Raw genomic sequence first — 24162 nt, 5'->3', positions numbered from 1 at the left:
GGCTGCCGTTTTGCCATCCAGGCACCAAACCCATGGCGTCCCAGGCGCGCGGCCTTATAATGGCCGCCTTTGCGCAACTCATCAGGCTCTCAGTTCTTGGCAAATATAGATAACGCGGCCGCCGAAATGGCGGCCGCAGGCTTTTTCAGAATCGCCCTGGGCGTGGAATACAAAGGCTCGCGCTATCGTGGCTGGCAACGCCAGGCCTCCGGTGTGCCGACGGTGCAGGAAACCCTGGAGAAGGCCCTGTCGAAAGTCGCCGACTCACCGGTGTCGCTGATGTGCGCCGGGCGGACCGATGCCGGCGTGCACGCTTGCGGGCAAGTGGTGCACTTTGACACTCAGGCCGAGCGCTCGATGAAGGCATGGGTGATGGGCGCCAATATCAACTTGCCCCACGACGTCAGCGTCAGTTGGGCCAAGGTGATGCCGGCGGACTTTCACGCGCGCTTCAAGGCCATCGCCCGGCGTTATCGCTATGTGATCTACAACGATCAGATCCGCCCGGCCCATCTCAACGAAGAAATCACCTGGAACCACCGCCCGCTGGACGCCGAGCGCATGGCCGAGGCGGCCCAGCATCTTGTAGGTATCCACGATTTCAGTGCGTTCCGTGCCGGGCAGTGCCAGGCCAAGTCGCCGATCAAGGAAGTCCATCACCTGCGGGTGACGCGCCACGGCAAGATGATCGTGCTGGATATCCGCGCCGGCGCGTTCCTGCACCATATGGTGCGCAATATCGCCGGGGTGCTGATGACCATCGGTACCGGCGAACGCCCGGTGGAATGGGCCAGGGAAGTGCTGGAAAGCCGGATTCGCCGTACCGGCGGCGTCACGGCGCATCCGTTCGGCCTGTACCTGGTGGATGTGGAGTACCGCGACGAGTTCGAATTGCCCCAGCGATTCATCGGGCCACACTTCCTCACAGGTTTCAGCGAACTTGGCGGCTGACGCCCTCAAAAGCATTTGTTACCATCCGGGACTTTCCCGGACACGCCCTGAGGTTTCATCGACATGTCTGCCGTTCGCAGCAAGATTTGCGGGATTACCCGCATAGAAGACGCGTTGGCGGCGGTCGAGGCGGGGGCCGATGCCATCGGTTTCGTGTTTTATGCCAAAAGCCCGCGGGCGGTGAATGTGTTGCAGGCGCGGGCGATCATCGCCGCGTTGCCGCCGTTCGTGACCACCGTGGGGTTGTTCGTCAACGCCAGCCGCTGCGAGCTCAATGAAACCCTCGACGCCGTGCAACTGGACATGCTGCAGTTCCATGGCGATGAGAGTCCGGACGAGTGCGAGAGCTACCAGCGCCCGTACATCAAGGCGCTACGGGTCAAGGCCGGGGACGATATTGCTGCGGCATGCGCTGCCTATGGCGGGGCTCGCGGGATTCTTCTCGACACCTACGTCGAAGGCGTTCCCGGTGGTACGGGCGAGGCGTTTGACTGGTCGTTGATTCCCGAAGGGTTGAGCAAGCCGATTATCCTCGCGGGCGGCCTGAATCCGGACAACGTGGCCAGTGCCATCCAGCAGGTTCGGCCGTATGCCGTGGACGTCAGCGGCGGGGTAGAGCAGGGCAAGGGCATCAAGGATCACGCAAGGATTCGCGCATTCATGCAGGCCGTGCGCGACAGCAGCGGGACGATGTGACGGCTGGCAGTCTGCCGCCGTCCATAACTACCACTGTGTAAAACAGCCCGGCGCCGCCTGTGGGAGGCCCGGAAATGAAGTGGCAACCCTGCACGGCAGGTTGTCTGGAAGGCTGAGGGCACAGGCAGGAAATGGCTGGTCGAACGTCTGACCCCGTCCAGTTTGTGTCATCGCCACATATGAATTTAGCTCAAGGGCATACGCGGGGCTGTGTTCAAGCCACCGGTACTGGAGAAAGAAAGCATGAGCAACTGGTTAGTAGACAAACTGATCCCTTCGATCATGCGTTCCGAGGTGAAGAAAAGCTCGGTTCCTGAAGGTCTTTGGCACAAGTGCCCATCCTGCGACGCGGTGCTGTACCGCCCGGAGCTGGAAAAGACCCTGGACGTTTGCCCCAAGTGCAATCACCACATGCGTATCGGCGCCCGCGCCCGCATTGATATTTTCCTCGACGCCGATGGTCGCTCCGAACTGGGCGCTGACCTGGAGCCGGTTGACCGTTTGAAGTTCCGCGACGGCAAGAAGTACAAGGACCGCCTGACCGCGGCCCAGAAGCAGACCGGTGAAAAGGACGCGCTGATTTCCGTCAGCGGCAAGCTGCTGGGCATGCCGGTGGTGGTTTCGGCCTTTGAATTCTCCTTCATGGGCGGCTCGATGGGCGCCATCGTCGGTGAGCGTTTCGTACGTGCCGCCAACTACGCGCTGGAAAACCGTTGCCCGATGATCTGCTTCGCCGCCTCCGGTGGTGCGCGGATGCAGGAAGCACTGATCTCCCTGATGCAAATGGCCAAGACCTCCGCGGTACTGGCGCGTCTGCGCGAAGAAGGTATTCCGTTCATCTCCGTGCTGACCGACCCGGTCTACGGCGGTGTGTCCGCCAGCCTGGCGATGCTGGGTGACGTGATCGTCGGTGAGCCGAAGGCGCTGATCGGCTTTGCCGGCCCGCGTGTTATCGAGCAAACCGTTCGCGAAAAACTGCCGGAAGGCTTCCAGCGCAGCGAGTTCCTGCTGGAGCACGGCGCGATCGACCTGATCATTCCGCGCGGCGAACTGCGTCCGCGCCTGGGTAGCCTGCTGGCGCAAATGATGGGCCTGCCGACACCTGTGTACGTCGCGCCTAAAATCGAGCCGATTGTCGTGCCACCGGTGCCTGCAAACATATGACCCAACGTACCCTGGGCGAATGGCTCGCCTACCTTGAGCAGTTGCATCCGTCAGCCATCGACATGGGCCTGGAGCGCTCGCAACAGGTAGCGGCCCGCCTCGGGTTGGGCCGGCCGGCGCCGCGTGTGATCACGGTGACCGGCACCAACGGCAAGGGCTCTACCTGCGCCTTTGTCGCGGCCTTGCTGCAAGCCCAGGGCCTGAAGGTCGGCGTGTACAACTCGCCGCACCTGCTGCGCTACAACGAGCGGGTGCAGCTCAATGGCGTCGAAGCCACTGACGAGCAACTCTGCGAAGCCTTCGCCGCACTTGATGCCGGGCGTGGCGAGATTTCCCTGACCTATTTCGAGATGGGCACCCTGGCGGCGTTCTGGCTGTTCGAGCGTGCGCAGCTGGATGTGGTGGTGCTGGAAGTCGGTCTGGGTGGGCGTCTGGACACGGTCAACGTGGTGGATGCCGACCTGGCGCTGATTACCAGTATTGGTGTCGACCATGCGGACTACCTGGGTAACACCCGTGAGTCCGTGGCCTATGAAAAAGCCGGGATCTTCCGCCAGGGCAAGCCTGCACTGTGCGGCGACCTGGACCCGCCGCATACCTTGCTGGACAAGGTGCGCGAGCTGGATTGCCCGTTCTTCCTGCGCGGGCGTGATTTCAATCTCGAGATTGGCGACCAATTCTGGCAATGGCGCGGGCTTGACGCGCGCGGTCAAACCGTCGAGTTGCGCGACTTGCCACTGCTGAACCTGCCGATGGAAAACGCCGCGCTCGCGCTGCAAGCCTACCTGTTGCTGGATTTGCCCTGGCATGCCGAGCAGATTGCCGCTACGTTGCAGGCTACTCGCGTGGTGGGGCGCCTTGACCGGCGCACGTTCGACTGGGAGGGCAAGCGCCTGAACCTGCTGCTGGACGTGGGGCATAACCCTCACGCCGCTGAATACCTGGCCAGGCGCCTGGCACGCACGCCGCCCGCCGGTCGCCGCCTCGCGGTGTTCGGGTTGTTGTCCGACAAGGACCTGGACGGCGTGGTTGCACCCTTGCTGGGTGACGTCCAGGCCTGGGCGGTTGCACCGCTGGATACGTCCCGCAGTCGTCCTGCCATCGAGTTGCAGGTTGCCTTGCAGAACCTTGGCGCGTCCGTGACGTCCCATGCAAGCGTGACAGCCGCCCTGGAAGCCCAGTGCGCGGTTGCGACGCCTGAGGATGAGATTCTGTTGTTCGGATCATTTTATTGTGTTGCCGAGGCGCTCGAATGGTTGGCCCGGCGCTCCACGGAGGAAGCTGCACATGGCATTACTGGATAGCGCATACAAGCAGCGAATGGTTGGAGCCCTGGTCCTGGTGGCGTTGGCGGTGATTTTCCTGCCGATGCTGTTTTCCCGTCAGGATGAGCAGCGCCAAGTGACCGTTGAAGCGCCAGCTGCGCCTCAGGCGCCTGCGGTGCCTCAGGTTCAGGTTGAGCCGGTGGTGGTTCCCGAGCCGCAAGCGCTGCCGGAAGAAGAGCCGGTGCCGACCGATGACGAAGTGGCTGCACAGCAAGCGCCGTCGATGCCGGTGCAGCCGAGCGTGCCGGTGGTTAAGCCTGCGCCTGCTGCGCCTGCTGCGCCTGCTGCTCCTGCAGTTGCTGCGAAGTCTGCGGCGCCGGCGCCAGCGCCAAAACCTGTGGCCCCGCAACCTGCGGCACCAGGCAAGCCGGACGTGGGCCAGAGCCGTATTGACCCGAATGGCTTGCCGATCAGTTGGTCGATCCAGCTGGCCAGCCTGGCTAACCGTGAAAGTGCTGATGCGTTGCAGAAGAAGCTGCGCACCCAGGGTTACAACGCCTATATCCGCAGCGCCGACGGCAAGAACCGGGTATTCATCGGGCCGCTGATCGAGCGGGCTGAAGCCGATCGCCTGCGGGACCTGTTGGATCGCCAGCAGAACCTCAAGGGTTTTGTGGTTCGCTTCCAGCCCGAAAAAGGCTGAGGCTGCAAGGATTCAAGCTGGAATGCGGTCAATGTGGGAGCGGGCTTGCTCGCGAAGCGGTGTATCAGTCAGCAGATTTATTGGCTGCCCCACCGCCTTCGCGAGCAGGCCCGCTCCCACAAGTATTTTGGGTGTGCCGCAACAGGCCGGTTTCCCCTATAACTCATTGATTTCAAATGCACTGCCAATCACAGCTTACCGATAGCCCAGCGCTCTGCTAAAATGCGCCGCCTTATCCGTCTGTAGGCTGAACTGTGCCATTTACCTGGGTTGATTGGGCGATCGTTGCAATCGTCGCCATCTCCGCTTTGATCAGTCTGAGCCGCGGCTTCGTCAAAGAAGCATTGTCGCTGCTGACATGGATCATCGCAGGAGTTGTAGCCTGGATGTTCGGCGGTTCATTGTCTGTCTACCTGGCCGGATACATCGAGACACCTTCGGCTCGCGTCATCGCGGGCTGCGCCATCATGTTCATCGCCACGTTGTTGGTGGGGGCAATGGTCAATTATCTTATCGGCGAATTGATACGCGTCACCGGCCTCTCCGGGACCGATCGATTTCTCGGCATGGCCTTCGGCGCCGCGCGTGGCGGCTTGCTGGTGGTCGTGGCGGTCGGGCTGTTGAGCCTGGGGCCGGTACAGCAGGATTCGTGGTGGCAGGAGTCGGTACTCGTGCCAAAATTTCTATTGGTTGCAGATTGGTCCAAAAACCTCATTTTGGGGTGGAGCAGTCAGTGGCTGGCCAGCGGGATCAGCGTACCCGCTGATCTTCCGTTCAAGGAACACCTCTTGCCGGCCAAAACGCCTCAGTAAGTTGTGTTCAGTCAAGATTCATTAAGTAGGGGTTGCGTCGCATGTGTGGCATCGTCGGTATCGTCGGTAAGTCGAACGTGAATCAGGCGCTGTATGACGCGCTAACCGTCCTCCAGCACCGCGGCCAGGATGCTGCCGGTATTGTGACCAGCCACGACGGCCGGTTATTCCTGCGCAAGGACAATGGTCTGGTGCGTGACGTGTTCCATCAGCGCCACATGCAGCGCCTGGTCGGGCACATGGGCATTGGCCACGTGCGCTACCCGACAGCGGGCAGCTCGACCTCGGCCGAAGCCCAGCCGTTCTACGTCAACTCGCCCTATGGCATCACCCTGGCGCACAACGGCAACCTGACCAACGTTGAACAACTGGCCAAGGAGATTTACGAATCTGACCTGCGCCACGTCAACACCAACTCGGACTCCGAAGTACTGCTGAACGTGTTCGCCCACGAGCTGGCCCAGCGCGGCAAGCTGCAGCCGACCGAAGAAGACGTGTTCGCTGCCGTGACTGACGTGCACAACCGCTGCGTCGGTGGCTATGCGGTAGTGGCGATGGTGACCGGCTACGGTATCGTCGGTTTCCGCGACCCCCACGGCATCCGCCCGATCGTGTTCGGCCAGCGTCACACCGACGAAGGCGTCGAGTACATGATCGCTTCCGAAAGCGTGTCCCTGGACGTGCTGGGCTTTACCCTGATTCGCGACCTGGCGCCGGGCGAAGCGGTCTACATCACTGAAGAGGGCAAGCTGCACACCCGTCAGTGCGCACTGAACCCGAAACTCACCCCGTGCATCTTCGAACACGTCTACCTGGCGCGTCCGGATTCGATCATCGACGGTGTTTCGGTGTACAAGGCGCGCCTGCGCATGGGCGAGAAGCTGGCGGACAAGATCCTGCGCGAGCGCCCGGATCACGACATCGACGTGGTTATCCCGATCCCGGACACCAGCCGCACCGCTGCGCTGGAGTTGGCGAACCACCTGGGCGTGAAATTCCGCGAAGGCTTCGTCAAGAACCGTTACATCGGCCGTACCTTCATCATGCCTGGCCAGGCTGCGCGCAAGAAGTCGGTGCGCCAGAAGCTCAACGCGATCGAGCTGGAGTTCCGCGGCAAGAACGTGATGCTGGTGGATGACTCCATCGTACGCGGCACCACCTGCAAGCAGATCATCCAGATGGCCCGCGAAGCCGGTGCGAAGAACGTTTACTTCTGTTCCGCCGCGCCTGCCGTGCGTTACCCGAACGTGTACGGCATCGACATGCCGAGCGCCCACGAACTGATCGCCCACAATCGTTCGACCCAGGACGTTGCGGACCTGATCGGCGCCGACTGGCTGATCTACCAGGACCTGCCGGACCTGATCGAAGCCGTCGGTGGTGGCAAGATCAAGATCGAGGAGTTCGATTGCGCGGTGTTCGACGGCAAGTACGTCACCGGCGATGTCGACGAGGCCTACCTGAACAAGATCGAGCAGGCCCGTAACGATTCCTCGAAGATCAAGACCCAGGCGGTCAGCGCGATCATCGACCTGTACAACAACTGAGTAGACACCGGCCCTGAGGGGCCGGTTTTGTATCTTTGATAAAGCATTCGAGTTGAGGAGTAGAGCATGAGTCAGGAATGGGATGCCGGTCGCTTGGACAGCGACCTCGATGGCGTAGCTTTCGATACCCTGGCTGTGCGCGCCGGCCAGCACCGCACCCCGGAAGGTGAGCACGGTGACCCGATGTTCTTTACCTCCAGCTATGTGTTCCGCACTGCGGCCGACGCCGCTGCGCGTTTTGCCGGTGAAGTACCGGGCAACGTTTATTCGCGTTACACCAACCCGACCGTGCGCGCGTTCGAAGAGCGTATCGCCGCGCTGGAAGGCGCCGAGCAAGCTGTCGCCACTGCCACGGGCATGGCTGCGATTCTCGCGGTAGTCATGAGCCTGTGCAGCGCCGGCGACCACGTCCTGGTATCGCGCAGCGTGTTTGGTTCGACCATCAGCCTGTTCGAAAAGTACTTCAAGCGTTTTGGTATTGAAGTCGACTACGTGCCGCTGGCGGACCTGTCCGGCTGGGACGCGGCCATCAAGGCCAACACCAAATTGCTGTTCGTCGAGTCGCCGTCCAATCCGTTGGCCGAGCTGGTGGACATTGCCGCATTGTCCGAAGTGGCCCACGCCAAGGGCGCGATGCTGATCGTCGACAACTGCTTCTGCACCCCTGCATTGCAGCAGCCGCTGAAGCTGGGCGCAGACATCGTTGTGCACTCGGCCACCAAGTTCATCGACGGCCAGGGCCGTTGCATGGGTGGCGTGGTTGCCGGCCGCAGCGAGCAGATGAAGGAAGTGGTGGGCTTCTTGCGCACCGCCGGCCCGACCCTGAGCCCGTTCAACGCCTGGATCTTCCTTAAAGGTCTGGAGACCCTGAGCCTGCGGATGAAGGCCCATTGTGCCAACGCCCAGGCCCTGGCCGAGTGGCTGGAGCAACAGGACGGTATCGAGAAGGTCCACTACGCCGGCCTCAAGAGCCACCCGCAACACGAGTTGGCCCAGCGCCAGCAACGTGGTTTCGGCGCCGTGGTGAGTTTCGAGGTCAAGGGCGGCAAAGAGGGCGCCTGGCGCTTTATCGATGCGACTCGCCTGATCTCCATCACCGCCAACCTGGGTGACAGCAAGACCACTATTACTCACCCAAGCACCACCTCTCACGGTCGCCTGGCGCCGCAGGAGCGTGAAGCTGCCGGGATTCGTGACAGCCTGATCCGCATTGCCGTGGGCCTGGAAGACGTCGCTGACCTGCAGGCCGACCTGGCCCGTGGGTTGGCTGCCCTGTGATCGAGTGGTCCATGGAGGCGGCGAGCGCCAGTAACGGGCGGGTCGCGCTGGTGACCGGCGCGGCGCGGGGCATCGGCCTGGGGATTGCCGTCTGGTTGATCAGCGAAGGCTGGCAGGTGGTATTGACGGACCTGGACCGTGAGCGCGGTTCCAAGGTGTCCAAGGTGCTCGGCGACAACGCCTGGTTTATTACCATGGACGTGGCCGATGAGCGGCAGGTTGCCCAGGGCGTGGCCGAGGTACTTGGCCAGTTCGGGCGCCTGGATGCGCTGGTGTGCAATGCCGCCGTGGCCGACCCGCGCAATATCACCCTGGAAAGTCTCGACCTGGCTTACTGGAATCGTGTACTGGCGGTGAACCTCAGTGGTCCCATGTTGCTGGCCAAGCACTGTGCGCCCTACCTGCGGGCCCACGGCGGCGCCATCGTCAACCTGGCGTCGACCCGGGCACGCCAGTCGGAACCGGACACCGAAGCCTATGCGGCGAGCAAGGGCGGTTTGCTGGCCCTGACCCACGCGTTGGCTATCAGCCTCGGGCCGGAAGTACGGGTCAATGCCGTCAGCCCGGGCTGGATCGATGCCCGTGACCCGGCTGCACGCCGTGCCGAGCCGCTGACGGATGCGGATCACGCCCAGCACCCGGCGGGCAGGGTAGGCACTGTGGAAGACGTAGCGGCGATGGTGGCGTGGTTGCTGTCGCGCAATGCCGGGTTTGTCACCGGGCAAGAGTTCGTCGTCGACGGCGGCATGAGCAAGAAGATGATTTACACCGAGTAGGGCGGGTCGCGGTCCTGAAGCCATTTTGTCTTTTTCAGAAAAACTTCAAGCAGGCTATTGACTTAGGTCCGCTACCTGCGTAAATTTCGCGGCCTCAACGAAGCAAAGGGTGATTAGCTCAGCTGGGAGAGCATCTGCCTTACAAGCAGAGGGTCGGCGGTTCGATCCCGTCATCACCCACCACTTCTTGAGAGTTTTGCCCTAGGGCAAGACGCCACGTTAAAGGTTGCACCGACGCGCAGCGGTAGTTCAGTCGGTTAGAATACCGGCCTGTCACGCCGGGGGTCGCGGGTTCGAGTCCCGTCCGCTGCGCCATATTTTCCAGGTCTGATGTTTCAGATTTGAGATTGAACAGCCAAGGCTGGTCAGTCAGATGTTTGAAGGCGGTTGAAGGTGACACTTCAGCAGTCTGAGCGATACGCAGCGGTAGTTCAGTCGGTTAGAATACCGGCCTGTCACGCCGGGGGTCGCGGGTTCGAGTCCCGTCCGCTGCGCCATATCTGTTCCAGGGCCCACTGAACGCCCTGAGACGCCAAAGCAAGCCGCCGGCTTGGTTGGATCGATAGCAAAGACCCTGGTCGAAAGACCGGGGTTTTTTGTGTCTGCGATTGGGTGCCGGCGCGACAAGTACAGGGGCCGGCAAGCCAGCCCCGTGGTCCGGGGTCAGAATCCCAGCTTGTCCCGCAACCCGTAATACCAGGCCCCCAGCGCCGCAAACGGCGTGCGCAACAGTTGTCCGCCGGGGAAGGGGTAGTGCGGCAGGCCGGCAAACGCATCAAAACGTTCTGCCTGGCCCCTCAGCGCTTCCGCCAGTACCTTGCCCGCCAAGTGGGTATACGTCACGCCATGGCCGCTACAGCCCTGGGAGTAGTAGATGTTATCCCCCAGGCGACCGACCTGCGGCAGGCGCGACAAGGTCAGCAGGAAATTGCCGGTCCAGGCGTAGTCGATCTTCACGTCCTTGAGCTGCGGGAAGGCCTTGAGCATCTTCGGCCGGATGATCGCCTCGATATTCGCCGGGTCACGCGCGCCGTACACCACGCCACCGCCGAAGATCAGGCGCTTGTCGCTCGTCAGGCGGTAGTAGTCCAGCAGGTAATTGCAGTCCTCGACGCAGTAATCCTGTGGCAGCAGCGTCTTCGCCAGTTCATCGCCCAGTGGTGCGGTGGTAATCACCTGCGTACCACACGGCATCGACTTGGCCGCCAGTTCCGGAACCAGGTTCCCCAGATAGGCGTTGCCCGCGACAATAATGAACTTGGCCCTGACCTTGCCGTGCGCCGTATGCACCACCGGATTGGCGCCGCGCTCGATGCGAGTCGCCGCCGACTGCTCATAAATGGTGCCGCCCAGGGACTCCACGGCTGCCGCTTCGCCCAGCGCCAGGTTCAGCGGGTGAATGTGCCCGCCGCTCATGTCGAGCAGGCCGCCCACATAGTTGTCACAGGCGACCACTTCTCGAATGCGCCGCTCGTCCAGCAGCTCCAGCTGGGTGTGGCCGTAGCGCTCCCACAGGCGCTTCTGCGACTCCAGGTGGCCCATGTGCTTGCTGTTCAGTGCCGCAAATACACCGCCGTCCTTCAGATCGCACTGGATCTGATACTTGGCCACCCGCTCCCGAATGATCCTGCCGCCTTCAAATGCCATGTCGCCGAGTAATTTCGCCTGCTGGGGGCCGACACTGCGCTCGATCACATCGATATCACGGCTGTAGCTGTTGACGATCTGCCCACCATTACGGCCCGACGCGCCAAAGCCTACCTTGGCAGCTTCCAGCACTGTCACGCTAAAGCCGTTTTCCAGCAGGAACAGCGCACTGGACAGGCCGGTATAACCGGCGCCAATCACGCACACATCGGTTTCGACTTCACCTTGCAGCTCTGGGCGAGGAGGTACCGCATTCGCAGACGCGGCGTAATACGACTGGGGGTAGGGGGTGTTCGCCATCCTGGAACCTCTGTTTTATATTTTTTACGAGTGCGCCGATCCTACCTGAGTTGAAAATCCGCTGCCAGCCGCCGGAAAATACGGTTGTGCTGGCCACAAATAAAAAATTCGCATATTCATAGGCTTAGCTGCAAAAAAGGTGTTGACACCCCTCGGGAATTCCGTAGAATGCCGCCTCACAGCAGGCACGTAGCTCAGTTGGTTAGAGCACCACCTTGACATGGTGGGGGTCGTTGGTTCGAGTCCAATCGCGCCTACCAAACAAAATCCGCTCTGCTGGGCGGTCTAGAAGGGCTCACCGAAAGGTGGGCCCTTTTTTGTTGCGATTTGCGAAGCCTTTGCAACCTACCCCCTCAGAATGACGATTCGGCGGCTCCTCCTGGCTTGTCGATTTTTTCCCGTTGCGCCTTTCTGAGCGTGCTTCGGCATCTTCTTTTCCCGTCTCCCATGAGCCTCACTGAACGCGATAACGGCTTGATCACGCGTCCGGCGCGTGTGATGCGTATGTCGGTGTCTGTGGGCAATAAAGTGAGCATTGAGAATGCTGCTTTTGTAGGATTTTTAGCTGTATGCATGTACAGTTGTTTCGCCGAAAAATGGCCATGGGAAATCAGGAGAAGTCATATGTCAATTTACATCGATACCCCTTATGTTTTTACCCCGAATCCCTCTGCGGATAACGGCCCTCAACTCCAGTCGGTGATGAAGGCCGGATACCGTTGGATTCAAATCAATGGCACTGACTGCCCTATCGGGACAACAGTCCTGCTAAACCGTGATGACAACTGGCCTTACAGTGGGCAGATCATCGAGCCTGCCCCAGGGATCGATAAGGTCACTATTGACGTTTCAGGGATCGGCCGTAACCCGCTGGACCCCACAGATCCAAGTTATGCCGCCATCGACTACCAAGGCAATGTTCGCCCGGGCAGTTATTTGACCGCGCCGGCCTACGTCAATACGACCGAAATCTCCGTGGCCGACACGACTCCGTACACAAACGGTTCCTGGATCGTCATCTCGGACGCTTCAACCGATTTTGCAACCTACCCTATGCCACTTGACGGCCCCCTGGAGGTTCGCCAGGTTATATATGTGCTGGCTAACTCATTGATTGTTAATCGCGTAATCAAACGTGATCATCCCCTGGGCGCAATCGTGGCTTTATGTGACCCGATTAAAAACGTGTATATCCGCAACCTTGAGTTCACCGGGGACGCTGCGGTTGGCCTGCATCTGCACTACGCACAACACTGTGTTATAGAGAACATCACGTCGGTTGACTGGACCGGGCGCTGCATGCTGCTGCTGGACAACGGTGGCGAGTACAACACCATTCTTGATAGTTATTGCACGGCTACTGAGCCAGGTGTTGATCCTGAACAGACCGCCTGGGGTGTTGTCATTGAGGGGCAGGACTCTACCCGCGTGATTAATTCAGGTGGTGAAAATTGCGGCTTGGGGATGGGGATGAATTACAGCATTGATTGTGTGTCGATTAACGCTAGGGCTCGCCTCAATACAGTAAACGTTGGGGTCTATACAGCGTCTATTCGTACCGGGTTCCTTCGACCTGCGACCGAGTCCCCTCTGATTCTGGATAACGTCATCACTTCAGACTGCGTTGATTGCTATATGGTTGAGCCCATACCTTTTTCCTGATAATCATGGAAAAGAAAGCCCGCATTGAGCGCAATGCTGTTCACTTAAGGATTGTTGACTAATCCTCAAGCAGCCGGAAAATCCGGAGTCTGATAAGGACTTCGGATTTTTTATGCCTGTTGCTCAGGATTTAAACACCGTTCTGGATTTTGCTGAGCGACCACTCTCACGTCTTGAGGTGTTCGCCGATCATATTCCTGATGGATAACAGCAGCGGCCACGCTGGCTGATAAAGCAACGATCCGACGTCGCCGTCTGCCTTCGGATATGGTGCTTTGGCTGGTTGTCGGGATGGCCCTTTTCAGGGGCGAGCCGGTCATTGAAGTCGCCCGTTGATTAAATATCTGCGCCGATGGAATTGCCAAGGAGATGCTCCTGGGCAAGAGCGGGCTGTCCCAGGATCGCCAACGCCTGGGGATATGAGCGCTACCTACAAGACGACTGGCGTGGACTCCTTGGTGGCCATGGCTGGCGCCGTGTCGCCATCACACACGCCAAGACGCATGGAAGAGCTTCGCGGCAGCATAGGTGTGCTCTTCATAACAAAACGCCCCAGGCCAGCGAGGCTTAGGGCGGTGAGGCTGTCAAAAAACCGGTATTCGATTACCCGCAATGCTGCTCCGCTTAAGTGAACAGCATTGCGCATTGAGCGGGCTTTTTATTGGGATTGTCCAGGTAGCAAATTATTAGTTGGCTTTGTACTGAACAGGCCGGCGATTCTTTTTCCGAGTACGTGGGTAGGGGCTTCAACCCCCTGATGGATAAGCCAGGACAGTAAAATGGTGGCTAGTGACTGGATAACGAGGGCAGGAATCGGGCTGATCCCCTGGTCAATCATAATCCGCATCCCGACAATACCAAACGCCCCATGGCAGGCGTATAGCGGATAGCTGATATCGGCCAGAAAATTGAATACCGGGGGCCCCGTCCAGTTGCTGCAAAACAGGTAGAACACGGTAAACAGCGCAAATGCCATAAAGTAGGCAGCGATCACTTCAAACGGCCAGCCTTCAGTGAACCCGCTATACCCGAATACGCAGAGCATACAGATGGTTATGCCGAACAGCTTTTCAAGGCTTAACAGTCCACGGTAGTAATAGTTGAACGCAACGCCGATCATCATGAAAAAAATGTATTTGAACGGGAAGACGAACGCGGCCAACGGACCGGTGAGATAAATATTTCCAGGGTATAGGTTCGCGGCCAGCACAGTTGCGACGCCCAGCAACACGAGCGGCAGCAATTTTCCCTTGGTAATCATTGACCAACACAGAAGCACGATCAGGTAGAACTTGATTTCAACCTCCAGTGTCCACACCACGCCATCCAGCGGTGCGGAACTGCCAAACCAGTCTCGAAACAAAGACATTTGCGCGAGGACCTGGAGAGTCGTGTAGGTCGTGATGTTCCCCATATATGAGGCAGCTATTTCAAGGCTACCCAGGGTGATTAGAAGGCCAATGATATAAGTAGGCCATATTCGAAAAAGCCGGCCAATCACGAATTTCGTTTTCGCAAGAGCCGTTCCGCTCAGGCTGGATACCGAGATTGGAATTACCAGACCGCTGATCAGAAAGAACAATCCCACTCCGAACCCGCCCATGTTCACGTTGTTGAGCGGATTAAAGATGCTGATCATCCAGGCTGGAAAGGGTGGCTCAGCTAGGGGTGGCAGGCCACCGAAGCCACCTTTGAGGTAGTTGAACATCAGAATGTAATGGGCAATGACGACGCTGAGCGCCGCAATACCTCGCAAAGCGTTTGCGAAAGCGATCCGTTGCATGATGTTGTCCTGTTTATCATCGACGATCCTGTCGACTGGACATGATTATAGGTGGCTTTGGACAGGACGCCGGAGATTGTCAAATTCGAATGGGCGCTGAGTCGGCAGGATGCCGCGGACCTGTAAAGCGCCCGTCCAGACGCAGTTCTGCAGCCCTTGTCATGCACTCGATTTTCTCGTCTTGCCCCTTCAGATTGCGCTTCGCAAGTCTTTCGCCTGAATGTCCTGGGGATTCCGTTCGGCAACGTTAGGACTTTTCCGAGGTTAAAGATGGCGTCGTACTACTACTCTTCCTGTGTTGTTCCGAAGGATCGATAAGCCTGCCCCGATTCGTCATAAATAACTACAGAGAGCTGCCCCATGCTTCAACTCGACTTCTATTCAACGCTGGTCGCCGCCTCCCTGGTGCTTTTACTTGGGCGCGGGCTGGTCGCTCGAGTCGGTTTCCTGCGCACTTACAATATTCCGGAGCCGGTGGCCGGCGGTTTAGTGGTGGCGGTGCTGCTCCTGGTCCTGCGTATGCTCGCTGGCATTGAGGTCCGGTTTGATTCGTCGCTGCAGACGCCACTGATGTTGGCTTTCTTTGCCACCATTGGTTTGAATGCGGATTTCGCCAGCCTGAAGAAAGGCGGGCGGGTGCTGGGGATTTTCCTGCTGGTGGTGACGGCGCTCCTGGTGGTCCAGAACGCGATGGGGATTGCGCTGGCCAAGGCGCTGGGGCTCGATCCGTTGATGGGGTTGTTGGCGGGCTCCATTACGCTGTCGGGTGGGCACGGGACCGGCGCGGCCTGGGGCGCGGTGTTCAGCGAGAAGTATGGCGTGGCGTCGGCGTCCGAACTGGCCATTGCTTCCGCGACCTTTGGCCTGGTGCTCGGCGGCCTGATTGGCGGCCCGGTCGCTCGCCTGCTGATCAAGCGCGTCCAGACGCCCGCCCTGGCGCCAGTACAACCGCGAGGGCCAAAAGGATTCGAGCAGCCGAATCAAGAGCGCATGATCACCTCCTTCTCGTTTATCGAGACCCTGGCGCTGCTCGCCATCAGCCTGCAAGTGGGCACGTTCCTCAGCGGTTTTATCCAGGGCACGGCCTTTGAGCTGCCGACGTTTGTGTGTGTCTTGTTTGTCGGTGTGGTGTTGCGTAATGGCCTGTCGGCGCTGGGCTGGCACCAGGTATTCGAGCGCGAAGTCTCGGTGCTAGGGAATGTCAGCCTGTCGTTGTTCCTGGCGATTGCATTGATGTCGCTCAAGCTCTGGGACCTCGCCGCGCTGGCCCTGCCGATTTTCATCCTGCTGGCTGCGCAGGCGTTGATGATGGCGCTGTTTGCGATTTTCGTGACGTTCCGGGTGATGGGGAGCAACTATGACGCGGCGGTCCTGGCGGCGGGGCACTGCGGTTTCGGGCTCGGTGCCACGCCAACTGCCATTGCGAACATGCAGGCGGTGACCCAGCGTTTCGGGCCATCGCAGATTGCATTTCTGGTGGTGCCGATGGTGGGCGCCTTTTTCATCGATATCACCAATGCGATCGTGATCAAGTTGTACCTGGCGCTGCCGTTCCTGGGCGTCGCGGGATAAACGCGGTTTACCGGATTTGCCGTTTAATGACTCGCCAGGTCCTGCTTGCCCAGGACCTCGTCAATCACCCCAAGCTGCCAGGTGAAATACGGATTGAACGTCAACCGCGCGTGCATCTTGCCCGGCTCACGGTAGCCCCAGTCCGAATACCACACGTCGGCCCCTTGTTCGCAGGCGCGGGTTGCGTCGTCCGTCTGGCCGTTCCAGCAAAACCGCAGGCTGCCCTGTTCGCCATACAGAGCGTTGTCGGGTGAGAACAGCAACCCCATGTGGGAGAACTGGCTGATCCGCAACTCCGGCAGGTAGTCGGTACGCGCTTTTACACGGCGAGTATCCCAGGCGCTCTCTGGCAATGCGCCGTACCAGGCGAGGCGGCTATGGGGGTTGCTGAAGCGTTGCTGGAAGGTCTCCAGCACGTAGTGCGTATCGAGTACTGAGTCGTGGGCTGCGACGGCAATGAATACCGGCTTGTCATAGGGGCGCCGCTCCAGGTCCTGGCGGGCTAGCCGGCTGCTGCGGTAGAACTGGGCAAAACCGTTGGTGGGCACTGTCATGTAGCGCACCAGGCTCTGTTGTGGCCGGCTGGCGTCTGGCGCCAGCAGCCAGGGGCGCGCCCAACTGATCAGGGGTGTCAGCCAGTCGTAGGTCATGCTGGACTGGAACGCGGGAGAGAACAGCAGCAGCCCCGCGACGTCGTCGTGTTTGTAGGCGTAGTCGAGTACCAGGTTGGCGCCGGTGGAAAAGCCGCCGAGGTAGATTTCTCCTACCTCTGCGCGAAGGATCGCAGCCTGTTCGTCCACCACCCGGCGCCAGTCTTCCATGCGTACCTGCAGCATGTCGGCCGGTTGCGTGCCGTGGCCGGGCAGCAGCACGGTCCTGACCAGGAAGCCGCGGGCGGCCAGTGCGCTGCCGATATCGTGGAAAGACCAGGGTGAGTCACCCAGGCCATGCACGAGAATGATCCCGCGCTTGGGGGCACCAGCCGGGCGCCATTCCTGCGGGGCGTTCCAGTTGAGTTCGGCATCCTTGTCGGTGCCCTGGAAGTCACGATGGTCCCGCAGCCATTGCAAGGTAGCGGCGCGATACGCTTCGAATGATTTCTGGCCAAGCGGCATGCCCGGTTCTGCCAGGGCTGTCGTGCAGAGCAATAGGGCGAGCATGCCGCAAGCAACGCTTCGGAGCGTTCTGCGCATCGATGGACGGGGCTGCATACAGGTGTGGTTGTTCAAGGCAGGTTCTCAACGGAGCGTAACCGTAAGGTCATGCACGATAATGACCTGCCTTGTATCGCCGAAAGTGCGAAACAGTAGCAAGACGTTTCCGATGATCTCAGAAACGATCCAGCCGGTAGGGCTCAAGCGCCGGCAGCCCGTTGGACGCGGCCGCAGGCGATGCCAGCCGTGCAATCAACTCCGCCGTCACCGCAGCCTGCGTCAGGCCCAGATGCTGATGCCCAAAGGCAAGCAGCACCTTGCCCTTGCACACCTTGTCGATAATCGGCAGCGAGTCCGGCAGGGAAGGGCGAAACCCCATCCACGGCGTCGCGTCCTCGGCACTCAAGTCACGACGAAACAGCCCCTGGCTCAGTCGATGCAACTGCCACGCGCGTTCCATGTTCGGTGGGCGATCAAGGCCGGCGAACTCCACGGTACCTGCCAGCCGCAATCCGCCGTCCATGGGCGTCATGATGAACTTGCGCTCCAATGACGTGACCGCAAACGGCAACCGTCCATGCTCATGGGGCAACATCAGGTGATAGCCGCGCTCTGTATCCAGCGGGACCTTTTTGCCAGTCAGTGCGCCGGTCAGGCTGGCTGAGTGCGCACCGCATGCGATCAACACCTGGCACGCGGCCACGATGCCTTGGTCGGTCCGCAATGAAACACCGTGCTCGTCCAGCTTCCCGCCCACGACCTGACGCTTGAGAAATTGCACCCCGCTGGCTTTGGCCGCCTCCATCAGCTCGCAAACCACCCCATAGGGATCGAGAAAATGCCCGGTGCGTGGAAAAAACAACCCGCCCTGAATCCCTTTGCTGAGTTGTGGCGCCGCGTCCTGCACCACGCTCGCGTGCCAGTGGTCCACCGGCACTTCCTGCTGACTCATGCGTGCCTGCAATGCATCAATGGCCTGTCGCGACTCGGCGCGCTCGAAGACCAGCAACGAGCCGTCTTCGCGCATCAGGTGCGGGCGCTCGATGCTGCCCAGCAGCCGGTGCCAGGCGCCCAGGCTGCCTTCATTGAGCGCGCGGATCCCGGCGACGGTGCGCTGGAAGGGCGCCGGGCGCAGGTTCAGCAGCAGCCGGGTAAACCACGGCAGTGCACGCGGCAGGTATTTCCAGTCCAGGCGCAGCGGGCCCATCGGGTCCATGAGCATGGCGGGCAAACGCGTCAGGATCGACGCATCCGCGATGGGGAACACTTGCTCGGTCGCCAGGTGGCCGGCATTGCCGAACGAGGCGCCGTGGCCAGGTTCCTGCTGATCGATGATGACCACCCGCCGGCCCTGGCGCGCCAGTTGCAGCGCGCAGGCGACGCCGATGATGCCGGCGCCCACTACGGCGACGTCTGGCATGACGTTATCGGACATGTTCTAGGCTTCCCTCTGACCGTCGAGCAAGCGCCGCAGCAGCAATGGGTTGCCGTGTTGCAGGGCCGTCGGCAGCAAGCTATCCGGGAAATCCTGGTAGCACACCGGCCGCAGGAATCGCAGGATCGCGGCGGTGCCCACCGAGGTGGTGCGTGAGTCCGAGGTGGCCGGGAATGGTCCTCCGTGCACCATCGCATCACACACTTCAACGCCGGTCGGCCAGCCGTTGACCAGCAGGCGGCCGGCCTTGCGTTCCAGGGTCGGCAGCAGCGCGCGGGCAGTTGCCAGGTCGTCGTCATCCAGATGCAGGGTTGCGGTCAGTTGGCCCTCCAGGTGTTCGCTGACCTGGCGGACCTCATCGACGTTGGCACATTGCACGATCAATGACGTGGCGCCGAATATCTCGGCTTGCAGGCTGTGATTGGCGAGAAAGTCCCGGGCCTGGGTCACGAACAAATGGGCCTGTCCCTGGTTCGGCCCTTCTGCCGGCAGACCGGTACCTGCGAGCTGAGCATGCCGGGTCAGGGCGCTGACGCCGTCTTCGTAAGCCTTGAAGATCCCCGGTGTCAGCATGGTCTGGGCAGTGCTGTGTTGAAGCAGGTTGGCAGCCGTGCCGACGAAGTGGTCCAGCGCTTGCCCTGCAACGGCAATCACCAGCCCGGGGTTGGTGCAGAACTGGCCGGCACCCTGGGTCAGGGACACGACAAAACCTTGTGCCAATGCTTCACCGCGTGCGCTCAACGCAGCGGGAAACAGGTAGACCGGATTGATCGAGCTCATCTCTGCATACACCGGGATCGGCACGGGGCGCGCCTGGGCCGCCTGGCACAAGGCAATACCGCCGCTGCGCGAGCCGGTGAAACCCACGGCCTTGATGCGCGGATCGCACACCAGCGCGATACCGACCTCGCGGCCCGAGCCATACAACAGCGAAAACACACCCTCAGGCAGGCCACATTGCTGAACGGCCCGGGCCACCGCGCGGCCCACCAGTTCGCTGGTGCCAGGATGCGCGCCGTGTGCCTTCACGATCACCGGGCAACCGGCCGCCAGTGCCGACGCGGTATCACCGCCCGCCACCGAGAATGCCAGCGGAAAATTGCTCGCGCCGAACACGGCCACCGGCCCCAGCGGTATGTGGCGTTGACGCAGGTCCGAGCGAGGCAGCGGCTGGCGTTCCGGTTGTGCAGTATCCACCCGCACATCCAGCCATTCACCCGCGCGCACGGTGCGGGCAAAGGTGCGCAATTGCTGGCAGGTGCGCCCGCGTTCGCCCTGGATGCGTGGGCGGGGCAGGCCGGTCTCGGCCATCGCCCGTTCAATCAGTTCATCGCCCAGGGCTTCGATTTCGTTGGCGATGGTTTCAAGGAATTCGGCGCGAGCGGCCAACGGCGTTTCGCGATAGCTATCGAAGGCGCTCCAGGCCAACGCACAGGCGTGTTCGACATGTTCGGCGGTGCCGCCGGCGTAGGCGGGTTCCAACGCAAGGTTGGTGGCAGGATTGATCGCCCGGATGGCCTCGCGGCTGCCTGGAATGGAGTGCTGACCAATCAGCATGGTGCCCGTCAGAGTCATGGCGTAGTCCTGGAAAGTAAAGATTGGCTTGGCGAAGAGAATCCACTGTGGGAGCTGTCGAGCCCCAGCGAGGCTGCGATGCAGGCGCTGCGGTCTGGCAGGTACACCGCAGTGATCCCATCGCAGCCTCGCCGGAGCTCGACAGCTCCTACATTTGATCTTTGCTGCCTTGAGTATTTTTAAGCGACGTTCTGCTCGGCCGACCAGTTGGCGTACCACTGGCGGAACAGCGCGTACTGGTTCTCTGCATAACGACGCTGGGCATCGCTGAGGGCATCGGTCTCGTTGAAGTGCAGGGTGTATTCCTTGTCGCCGTTGAGCACCATCAGATGCTTGTAGAACAGCACCAGGTCGCAGCCTTCGTCGAAGGACGACAGCACCGCCAGCGCCGACTCCAACTCCCGCGCCTGGCGACGTGCAGTGGCGTCGCCATTGGCGGCTTTCTTGCTCAAGGCCACCAGTTGCAGGACTTCCCGTGGCAGTGCATTGCCGATGCCGGTGATTGCGCCGGTGGCGTTGCAGTTGACGAAACCGTGCACCACTTGGGTGTCCACGCCGACCATCAAGGTCACGTCATCGTCCTTGGAGGTGATGTGTTCGGCCGCGTAGCGCAGGTCTGCAGCACCGCCGAATTCCTTGAAGCCGATCAGGTTCGGGTACTCGCGACGCAGTTCGAAGAACAGGTCGGCGCGGGTGGCGAAGCCGTAGTAAGGGCTGTTGTAGATCACCGCCGGCAGGTTTGGCGCCGCCTTGAGGATGGCTGCAAAGTGATCTTTTTGCGCCGTCGCCGATGCGCCACGGGACAGCACCCGCGGGATGACCATCAAACCATGGGCGCCGACCTTCGCCGCATGCGCTGCATGGGCCACGGCTTCACGGCTGTTGACCGCGCCGGTGCCGACGATGGTCGGCACACCGGCGGCCACCAGGCGCGCCACGCCTTCCTGGCGCTCGGCCTCGGTCAGCAACGGCCAGTCGCCCATAGAGCCGCAGTACACCACCGCGCTCATGCCGATATCGATCAGTTCGCGGCCCTTGGCGACCAGTGCGTCAAAGTCCGGTTTGCGCTGGGCGGTGCACGGCGTCATCAATGCAGGGATGCAACCGGTGAAGATAGTGGTATTCATTGTTTCAGCTCCAGTTTGATTGAAGGGGCGGGGGCGGTTCAGATGCCCCACGCGAAGGGGTCCTGTTCGTCGATCAGCAAGGTGCTGTCGGCGGTCATGTAGGCGCGGCCGGTGATGGAAGGGCGCACACGTTCGCCCTCCCATTCATAGCTGCCTTCGAATTGGCTGCCGGTGATGCTGGCTTGTATCCACGGCTCACCGGCGGCGAGTTTCCCGTCGGCCGCCAGGCATGCGAGCTTGGCGCTGGTGCCGGTGCCGCAGGGCGAGCGGTCGTAGGCCTTGCCTGGGCACATGACAAAGTTGCGGCTGTCGGCCTGGGGGTCGTCGGCGAACAGTTCGATATGGTCGATCAGGGCGCCGTCTTCGCCGTGGATGCCCTGGGCTTCGAGGGCCTTGAGCATTGTCCAGGTGTAGTCGGTCAGGGCTTCGACGTTGTCCATTTCCAGTGCTTGGCCATGATCGGAAACCAGGAAGAACCAATTGCCGCCCCAGGCGATATCGCCGTGGACCAAGCCATGTCCAGGCACTTGCACCGAGACATGCTGGCGATAGCGATAGGCGGGCACATTGCGCAACGTGACCGCGCCGTCGGCGTGCAACGTGGCGCTCACCGGGCCTACCGGCGTGTCGATCTTGTGCACCCCCGGCGCGATCTGCCCCAAGTGGTGCAACGAGGCAACCAGGCCGATGGTGCCGTGGCCGCACATGCCGAGGTAGCCGGCGTTATTGAAGAAAATCACGCCGCAGGTGGCATCGGCCGAGACCGGCGCGCAATACAGCGCGCCCACCAGTACATCGTTGCCACGGGGCTCCAGCAGGCACGCCCTGCGCCATTGGTCATGCCGGGTGCGCAGGTCGTCGAGCTTGTCGACCATGGTCTCGCCGGCCAGCGTGGGAAACCCCGTCATCACCAGGCGGGTGGGTTCGCCGCCGGTGTGGGAATCAATGATGTGCACTCGTTTCATAGAACAATCCATCCAGTGGTTGGCTGAGGCTCAGGAAGCAAGCTGCACTCGGCCGATGTCGGGCTCAGGGGCTTCGCTTTCGTCGTCTTCGGTTTCCAGGCGAACCAGGTGCGCCGGCACGCCGGTGGCCGCGCCCCAGTAATAAATCCCCAGCGCGCAAGCGGCGACGACCACGGTGTCGAAGGGATGGCCGAGGATGCCCAGGCCACCGAAGCTGCCGAGCTTCGACAGGATGATGGTCACGGCGTAGAAGCCGATCAGCCAGGCGGAGGAGCGAACCTGGCGGCCCAGGCTCAGGTGCAGGGTCGGCACAAAACGGCCGCACAGCAGGTACACCACGAACATCAGGATTTGCAGGCCGAGCAGCCACGACACGGTGCTCCAGCCGGACCAGTAGACGATCAGCGCGGCGATGATGAACGACAGCGGGCCGAGCAAGCCCATCCACTTGACCCGGAACGGGCGCGGCAGGTCAGGTGCATTGCGGCGCAGGGCGGCCACGGATACCGGCGCCACGGCGTAGCTCAACACCAGCGCGGCGGACACCACGTTGATCAGCGCTTCCCACGACGGGAAGGGCAGGGTCCAGAACACCGACAGGCCAAAGGTCAGCCACAGCGCCGGGCGCGGGATGCCGGACTTTTCATCGATGCGGGTGAAGATCTTGAAGAAGGTCCCGGTTTGCGCCCAGCCGTAGATCACCCGTGGCGTGGCGTTCATGTAGATATTGCCGCAGCCGCTGGGGGAGATCACGGCGTCGGCGACCACCAGGTACGCCAGCCAGCCCACGCCCAGGGCGAGCGCGATGTCGCGGTACGGCAGGGCCAGTTCCTTGGCGACGCCGGCCCAGCCGTTGGCGAGCATTTCGGTGGGGATGCCGCCGAGGAAAGCGGTCTGCAACAGCACGTAGATTGCAGTGGAGAGCAGCACCGACAGGATCAGTGCAATCGGAATGGTGCGTTGCGGGTTCTTCACTTCGCTGGCCACCGAGATGATTGGCGTCAGACCCAGGTAGGCGAAAATCACCCCGCCGGCAGACACGGCCATTTCAATCCCCGACAGGCCGAACGGCGCGAAGCCCTGGGCGTGGAAATTCTCCGGCTTGAAAAAGGTGAACAGCACGCCGATCACCAGCAGCGGCACGATGAACTTGAACACGCTGACCAGGTTATTGGCCATGGCGAAGGTCTTCACGCTGCGGTAGTTGAGGGCGAAAAACAGCGAGAGCAGCGCAAACTGCACGAACCAGCCGAGGACGGTGGGGTTGCTGGAACCCGCCTGCGTCAACTCGGGAAACCACGCCGCGGCGTATTGGCGCGAGGCGACCACTTCAATTGCTACCAGGCTTGAAAACGCGATCAGCGTGATAAAGCCCATCAGGTAGCCCAGCAGCGGGCCGTGGGAATAGACCGGGTAGCGCACCACACCGCCGGCGCGGGGCAATGCCGCCCCCAGTTCGCAATACACGATGCCCAGCAGCAACACGGCGAAGCCGCCCAGCAACCAGGAAAAAATCCCCGCCGGTCCGGCGATGGCGGAGACGTGACTGGCCGCGAACAGCCAGCCCGAACCGAAGATCGCTCCCAGTCCGATAAAGGTGAGGTCGATCAATGAAAGCTGTTTCTTGAACTTGCCTTGGGCTGACATGGCGGCGCCTTCTTGTGGGTTATTGGATAGGCATGCAGTGGCCATACAGTGAACCCATCGACGGCGCCGCGATTGATGTTTTGCGCAGGCTGCGATGACGAAA

The 24162-nt window shown here is 61.0% G+C and carries 19 protein-coding genes, 4 tRNA genes and 1 pseudogene; 16 read left to right on the top strand and 8 right to left on the bottom strand.

All coding sequences use genetic code 11. From position 1 onward, the window contains the following. Window positions 1–126 precede the first annotated feature (126 nt). From truA to A462_RS04240, 12 genes are all read left to right on the top strand, one after another. Window positions 127–951: a tRNA pseudouridine(38-40) synthase TruA gene (truA, locus tag A462_RS04185; protein ID WP_003212671.1), complete on the top strand. Its 825-nt coding sequence runs from the start codon at window positions 127–129 to the stop codon at window positions 949–951. Between the two features lie 63 nt (window positions 952–1014). Further along, the gene (locus tag A462_RS04190; protein ID WP_003212673.1) at window positions 1015–1647 is read left to right on the top strand and encodes a phosphoribosylanthranilate isomerase; all 633 of its coding nucleotides are present in this window, start codon (window positions 1015–1017) and stop codon (window positions 1645–1647) included. A 243-nt stretch (window positions 1648–1890) separates the two neighbouring features. Continuing rightward, window positions 1891–2811 carry an acetyl-CoA carboxylase, carboxyltransferase subunit beta gene (gene accD, locus A462_RS04195; RefSeq protein WP_003212675.1) on the top strand — a complete coding sequence of 307 codons (921 nt, stop codon included), beginning with the start codon at window positions 1891–1893 and terminating at the stop codon, window positions 2809–2811. Continuing rightward, on the top strand, window positions 2808–4115 hold the full coding sequence (gene folC, locus A462_RS04200) for a bifunctional tetrahydrofolate synthase/dihydrofolate synthase (protein WP_008438745.1): 1308 nt from the start codon (window positions 2808–2810) through the stop codon (window positions 4113–4115). Before accD ends, folC begins: the two co-directional genes overlap by 4 nt. Continuing rightward, window positions 4099–4779, top strand: coding sequence for an SPOR domain-containing protein (locus A462_RS04205; protein WP_008438744.1), 681 nt, complete (start codon window positions 4099–4101; stop codon window positions 4777–4779). The genes folC and A462_RS04205 overlap by 17 nt, the downstream gene beginning before the upstream one ends. A gap of 254 nt (window positions 4780–5033) precedes the next feature. Continuing rightward, complete coding sequence (locus A462_RS04210; protein WP_003212681.1) at window positions 5034–5591, top strand: CvpA family protein; 558 nt, start codon at window positions 5034–5036, stop codon at window positions 5589–5591. Between the two features lie 41 nt (window positions 5592–5632). After that, window positions 5633–7138, top strand: coding sequence for an amidophosphoribosyltransferase (gene purF, locus A462_RS04215; protein ID WP_008438743.1), 1506 nt, complete (start codon window positions 5633–5635; stop codon window positions 7136–7138). A gap of 66 nt (window positions 7139–7204) precedes the next feature. After that, window positions 7205–8416 (top strand): O-succinylhomoserine sulfhydrylase, encoded by a 1212-nt coding sequence (locus A462_RS04220; protein ID WP_008438742.1) that lies wholly within the window; start codon window positions 7205–7207, stop codon window positions 8414–8416. Between the two features lie 11 nt (window positions 8417–8427). Next, window positions 8428–9192, top strand: a complete 765-nt coding sequence (locus A462_RS04225) for an SDR family oxidoreductase (protein WP_008438741.1) — start codon at window positions 8428–8430, stop codon at window positions 9190–9192. 107 nt (window positions 9193–9299) lie between these two features. Continuing rightward, window positions 9300–9375: transfer RNA gene (locus A462_RS04230), tRNA-Val, on the top strand. A gap of 55 nt (window positions 9376–9430) precedes the next feature. After that, window positions 9431–9507, top strand: a tRNA-Asp gene (locus tag A462_RS04235). 105 nt (window positions 9508–9612) lie between these two features. Then, window positions 9613–9689 (top strand) — tRNA-Asp (locus A462_RS04240). Between the two features lie 166 nt (window positions 9690–9855). Here the strand turns inward: A462_RS04240 and A462_RS04245 are convergent. Beyond that, window positions 9856–11139: an NAD(P)/FAD-dependent oxidoreductase gene (locus A462_RS04245; protein WP_008438740.1), complete on the bottom strand. Its 1284-nt coding sequence runs from the start codon at window positions 11137–11139 to the stop codon at window positions 9856–9858. A gap of 183 nt (window positions 11140–11322) precedes the next feature. On the opposite strand from A462_RS04245, the gene A462_RS04250 reads away from it, so the two are divergent. The 3 genes and pseudogenes from A462_RS04250 to A462_RS35335 form a co-directional block, all read left to right on the top strand. Beyond that, window positions 11323–11399: transfer RNA gene (locus A462_RS04250), tRNA-Val, on the top strand. A 187-nt stretch (window positions 11400–11586) separates the two neighbouring features. Beyond that, window positions 11587–12801 (top strand): hypothetical protein, encoded by a 1215-nt coding sequence (locus tag A462_RS04255; protein WP_238544270.1) that lies wholly within the window; start codon window positions 11587–11589, stop codon window positions 12799–12801. A 201-nt stretch (window positions 12802–13002) separates the two neighbouring features. Then, window positions 13003–13218 (top strand): annotated as a pseudogene (locus A462_RS35335) (transposase domain-containing protein); the annotation flags it as partial. A gap of 241 nt (window positions 13219–13459) precedes the next feature. On the opposite strand, the gene A462_RS04260 reads toward A462_RS35335, so the two are convergent. Continuing rightward, complete coding sequence (locus A462_RS04260; RefSeq protein ID WP_008438738.1) at window positions 13460–14584, bottom strand: acyltransferase family protein; 1125 nt, start codon at window positions 14582–14584, stop codon at window positions 13460–13462. Window positions 14585–14944: 360 nt separating this feature from the next. Between A462_RS04260 and gltS the strand changes: the two genes are divergently transcribed. Beyond that, entirely contained in the window at window positions 14945–16156 is a 1212-nt protein-coding gene (gltS, locus tag A462_RS04265) for a sodium/glutamate symporter (RefSeq protein WP_008438737.1), read from the top strand. A gap of 23 nt (window positions 16157–16179) precedes the next feature. Here the strand turns inward: gltS and A462_RS04270 are convergent, their stop codons facing one another. The 6 genes from A462_RS04270 to A462_RS04295 all read right to left on the bottom strand — a co-directional run bounded on the left by A462_RS04270 (window position 16180) and on the right by A462_RS04295 (window position 24059). Continuing rightward, on the bottom strand, window positions 16180–17271 hold the full coding sequence (locus A462_RS04270; RefSeq protein ID WP_008438736.1) for an alpha/beta hydrolase: 1092 nt from the start codon (window positions 17269–17271) through the stop codon (window positions 16180–16182). Between the two features lie 214 nt (window positions 17272–17485). After that, entirely contained in the window at window positions 17486–18745 is a 1260-nt protein-coding gene (locus tag A462_RS04275; RefSeq protein ID WP_008438735.1) for an NAD(P)/FAD-dependent oxidoreductase, read from the bottom strand. 3 nt (window positions 18746–18748) lie between these two features. After that, window positions 18749–20320, bottom strand: coding sequence for an aldehyde dehydrogenase (NADP(+)) (locus A462_RS04280; protein WP_008438734.1), 1572 nt, complete (start codon window positions 20318–20320; stop codon window positions 18749–18751). 179 nt (window positions 20321–20499) lie between these two features. Further along, window positions 20500–21447 (bottom strand): dihydrodipicolinate synthase family protein, encoded by a 948-nt coding sequence (locus tag A462_RS04285; protein ID WP_008438733.1) that lies wholly within the window; start codon window positions 21445–21447, stop codon window positions 20500–20502. A 38-nt stretch (window positions 21448–21485) separates the two neighbouring features. Then, window positions 21486–22412, bottom strand: coding sequence for a 4-hydroxyproline epimerase (locus A462_RS04290; protein WP_008438732.1), 927 nt, complete (start codon window positions 22410–22412; stop codon window positions 21486–21488). Between the two features lie 30 nt (window positions 22413–22442). Continuing rightward, window positions 22443–24059: an APC family permease gene (locus A462_RS04295; RefSeq protein WP_008438731.1), complete on the bottom strand. Its 1617-nt coding sequence runs from the start codon at window positions 24057–24059 to the stop codon at window positions 22443–22445. Between the last annotated feature and the right edge of the window lie 103 nt (window positions 24060–24162).

This window comes from Pseudomonas sp. Ag1 (genome assembly GCF_000278565.1).
GTDB lineage: Bacteria > Pseudomonadota > Gammaproteobacteria > Pseudomonadales > Pseudomonadaceae > Aquipseudomonas.
This window is presented reverse-complemented; position numbering and strand designations above follow the sequence as displayed.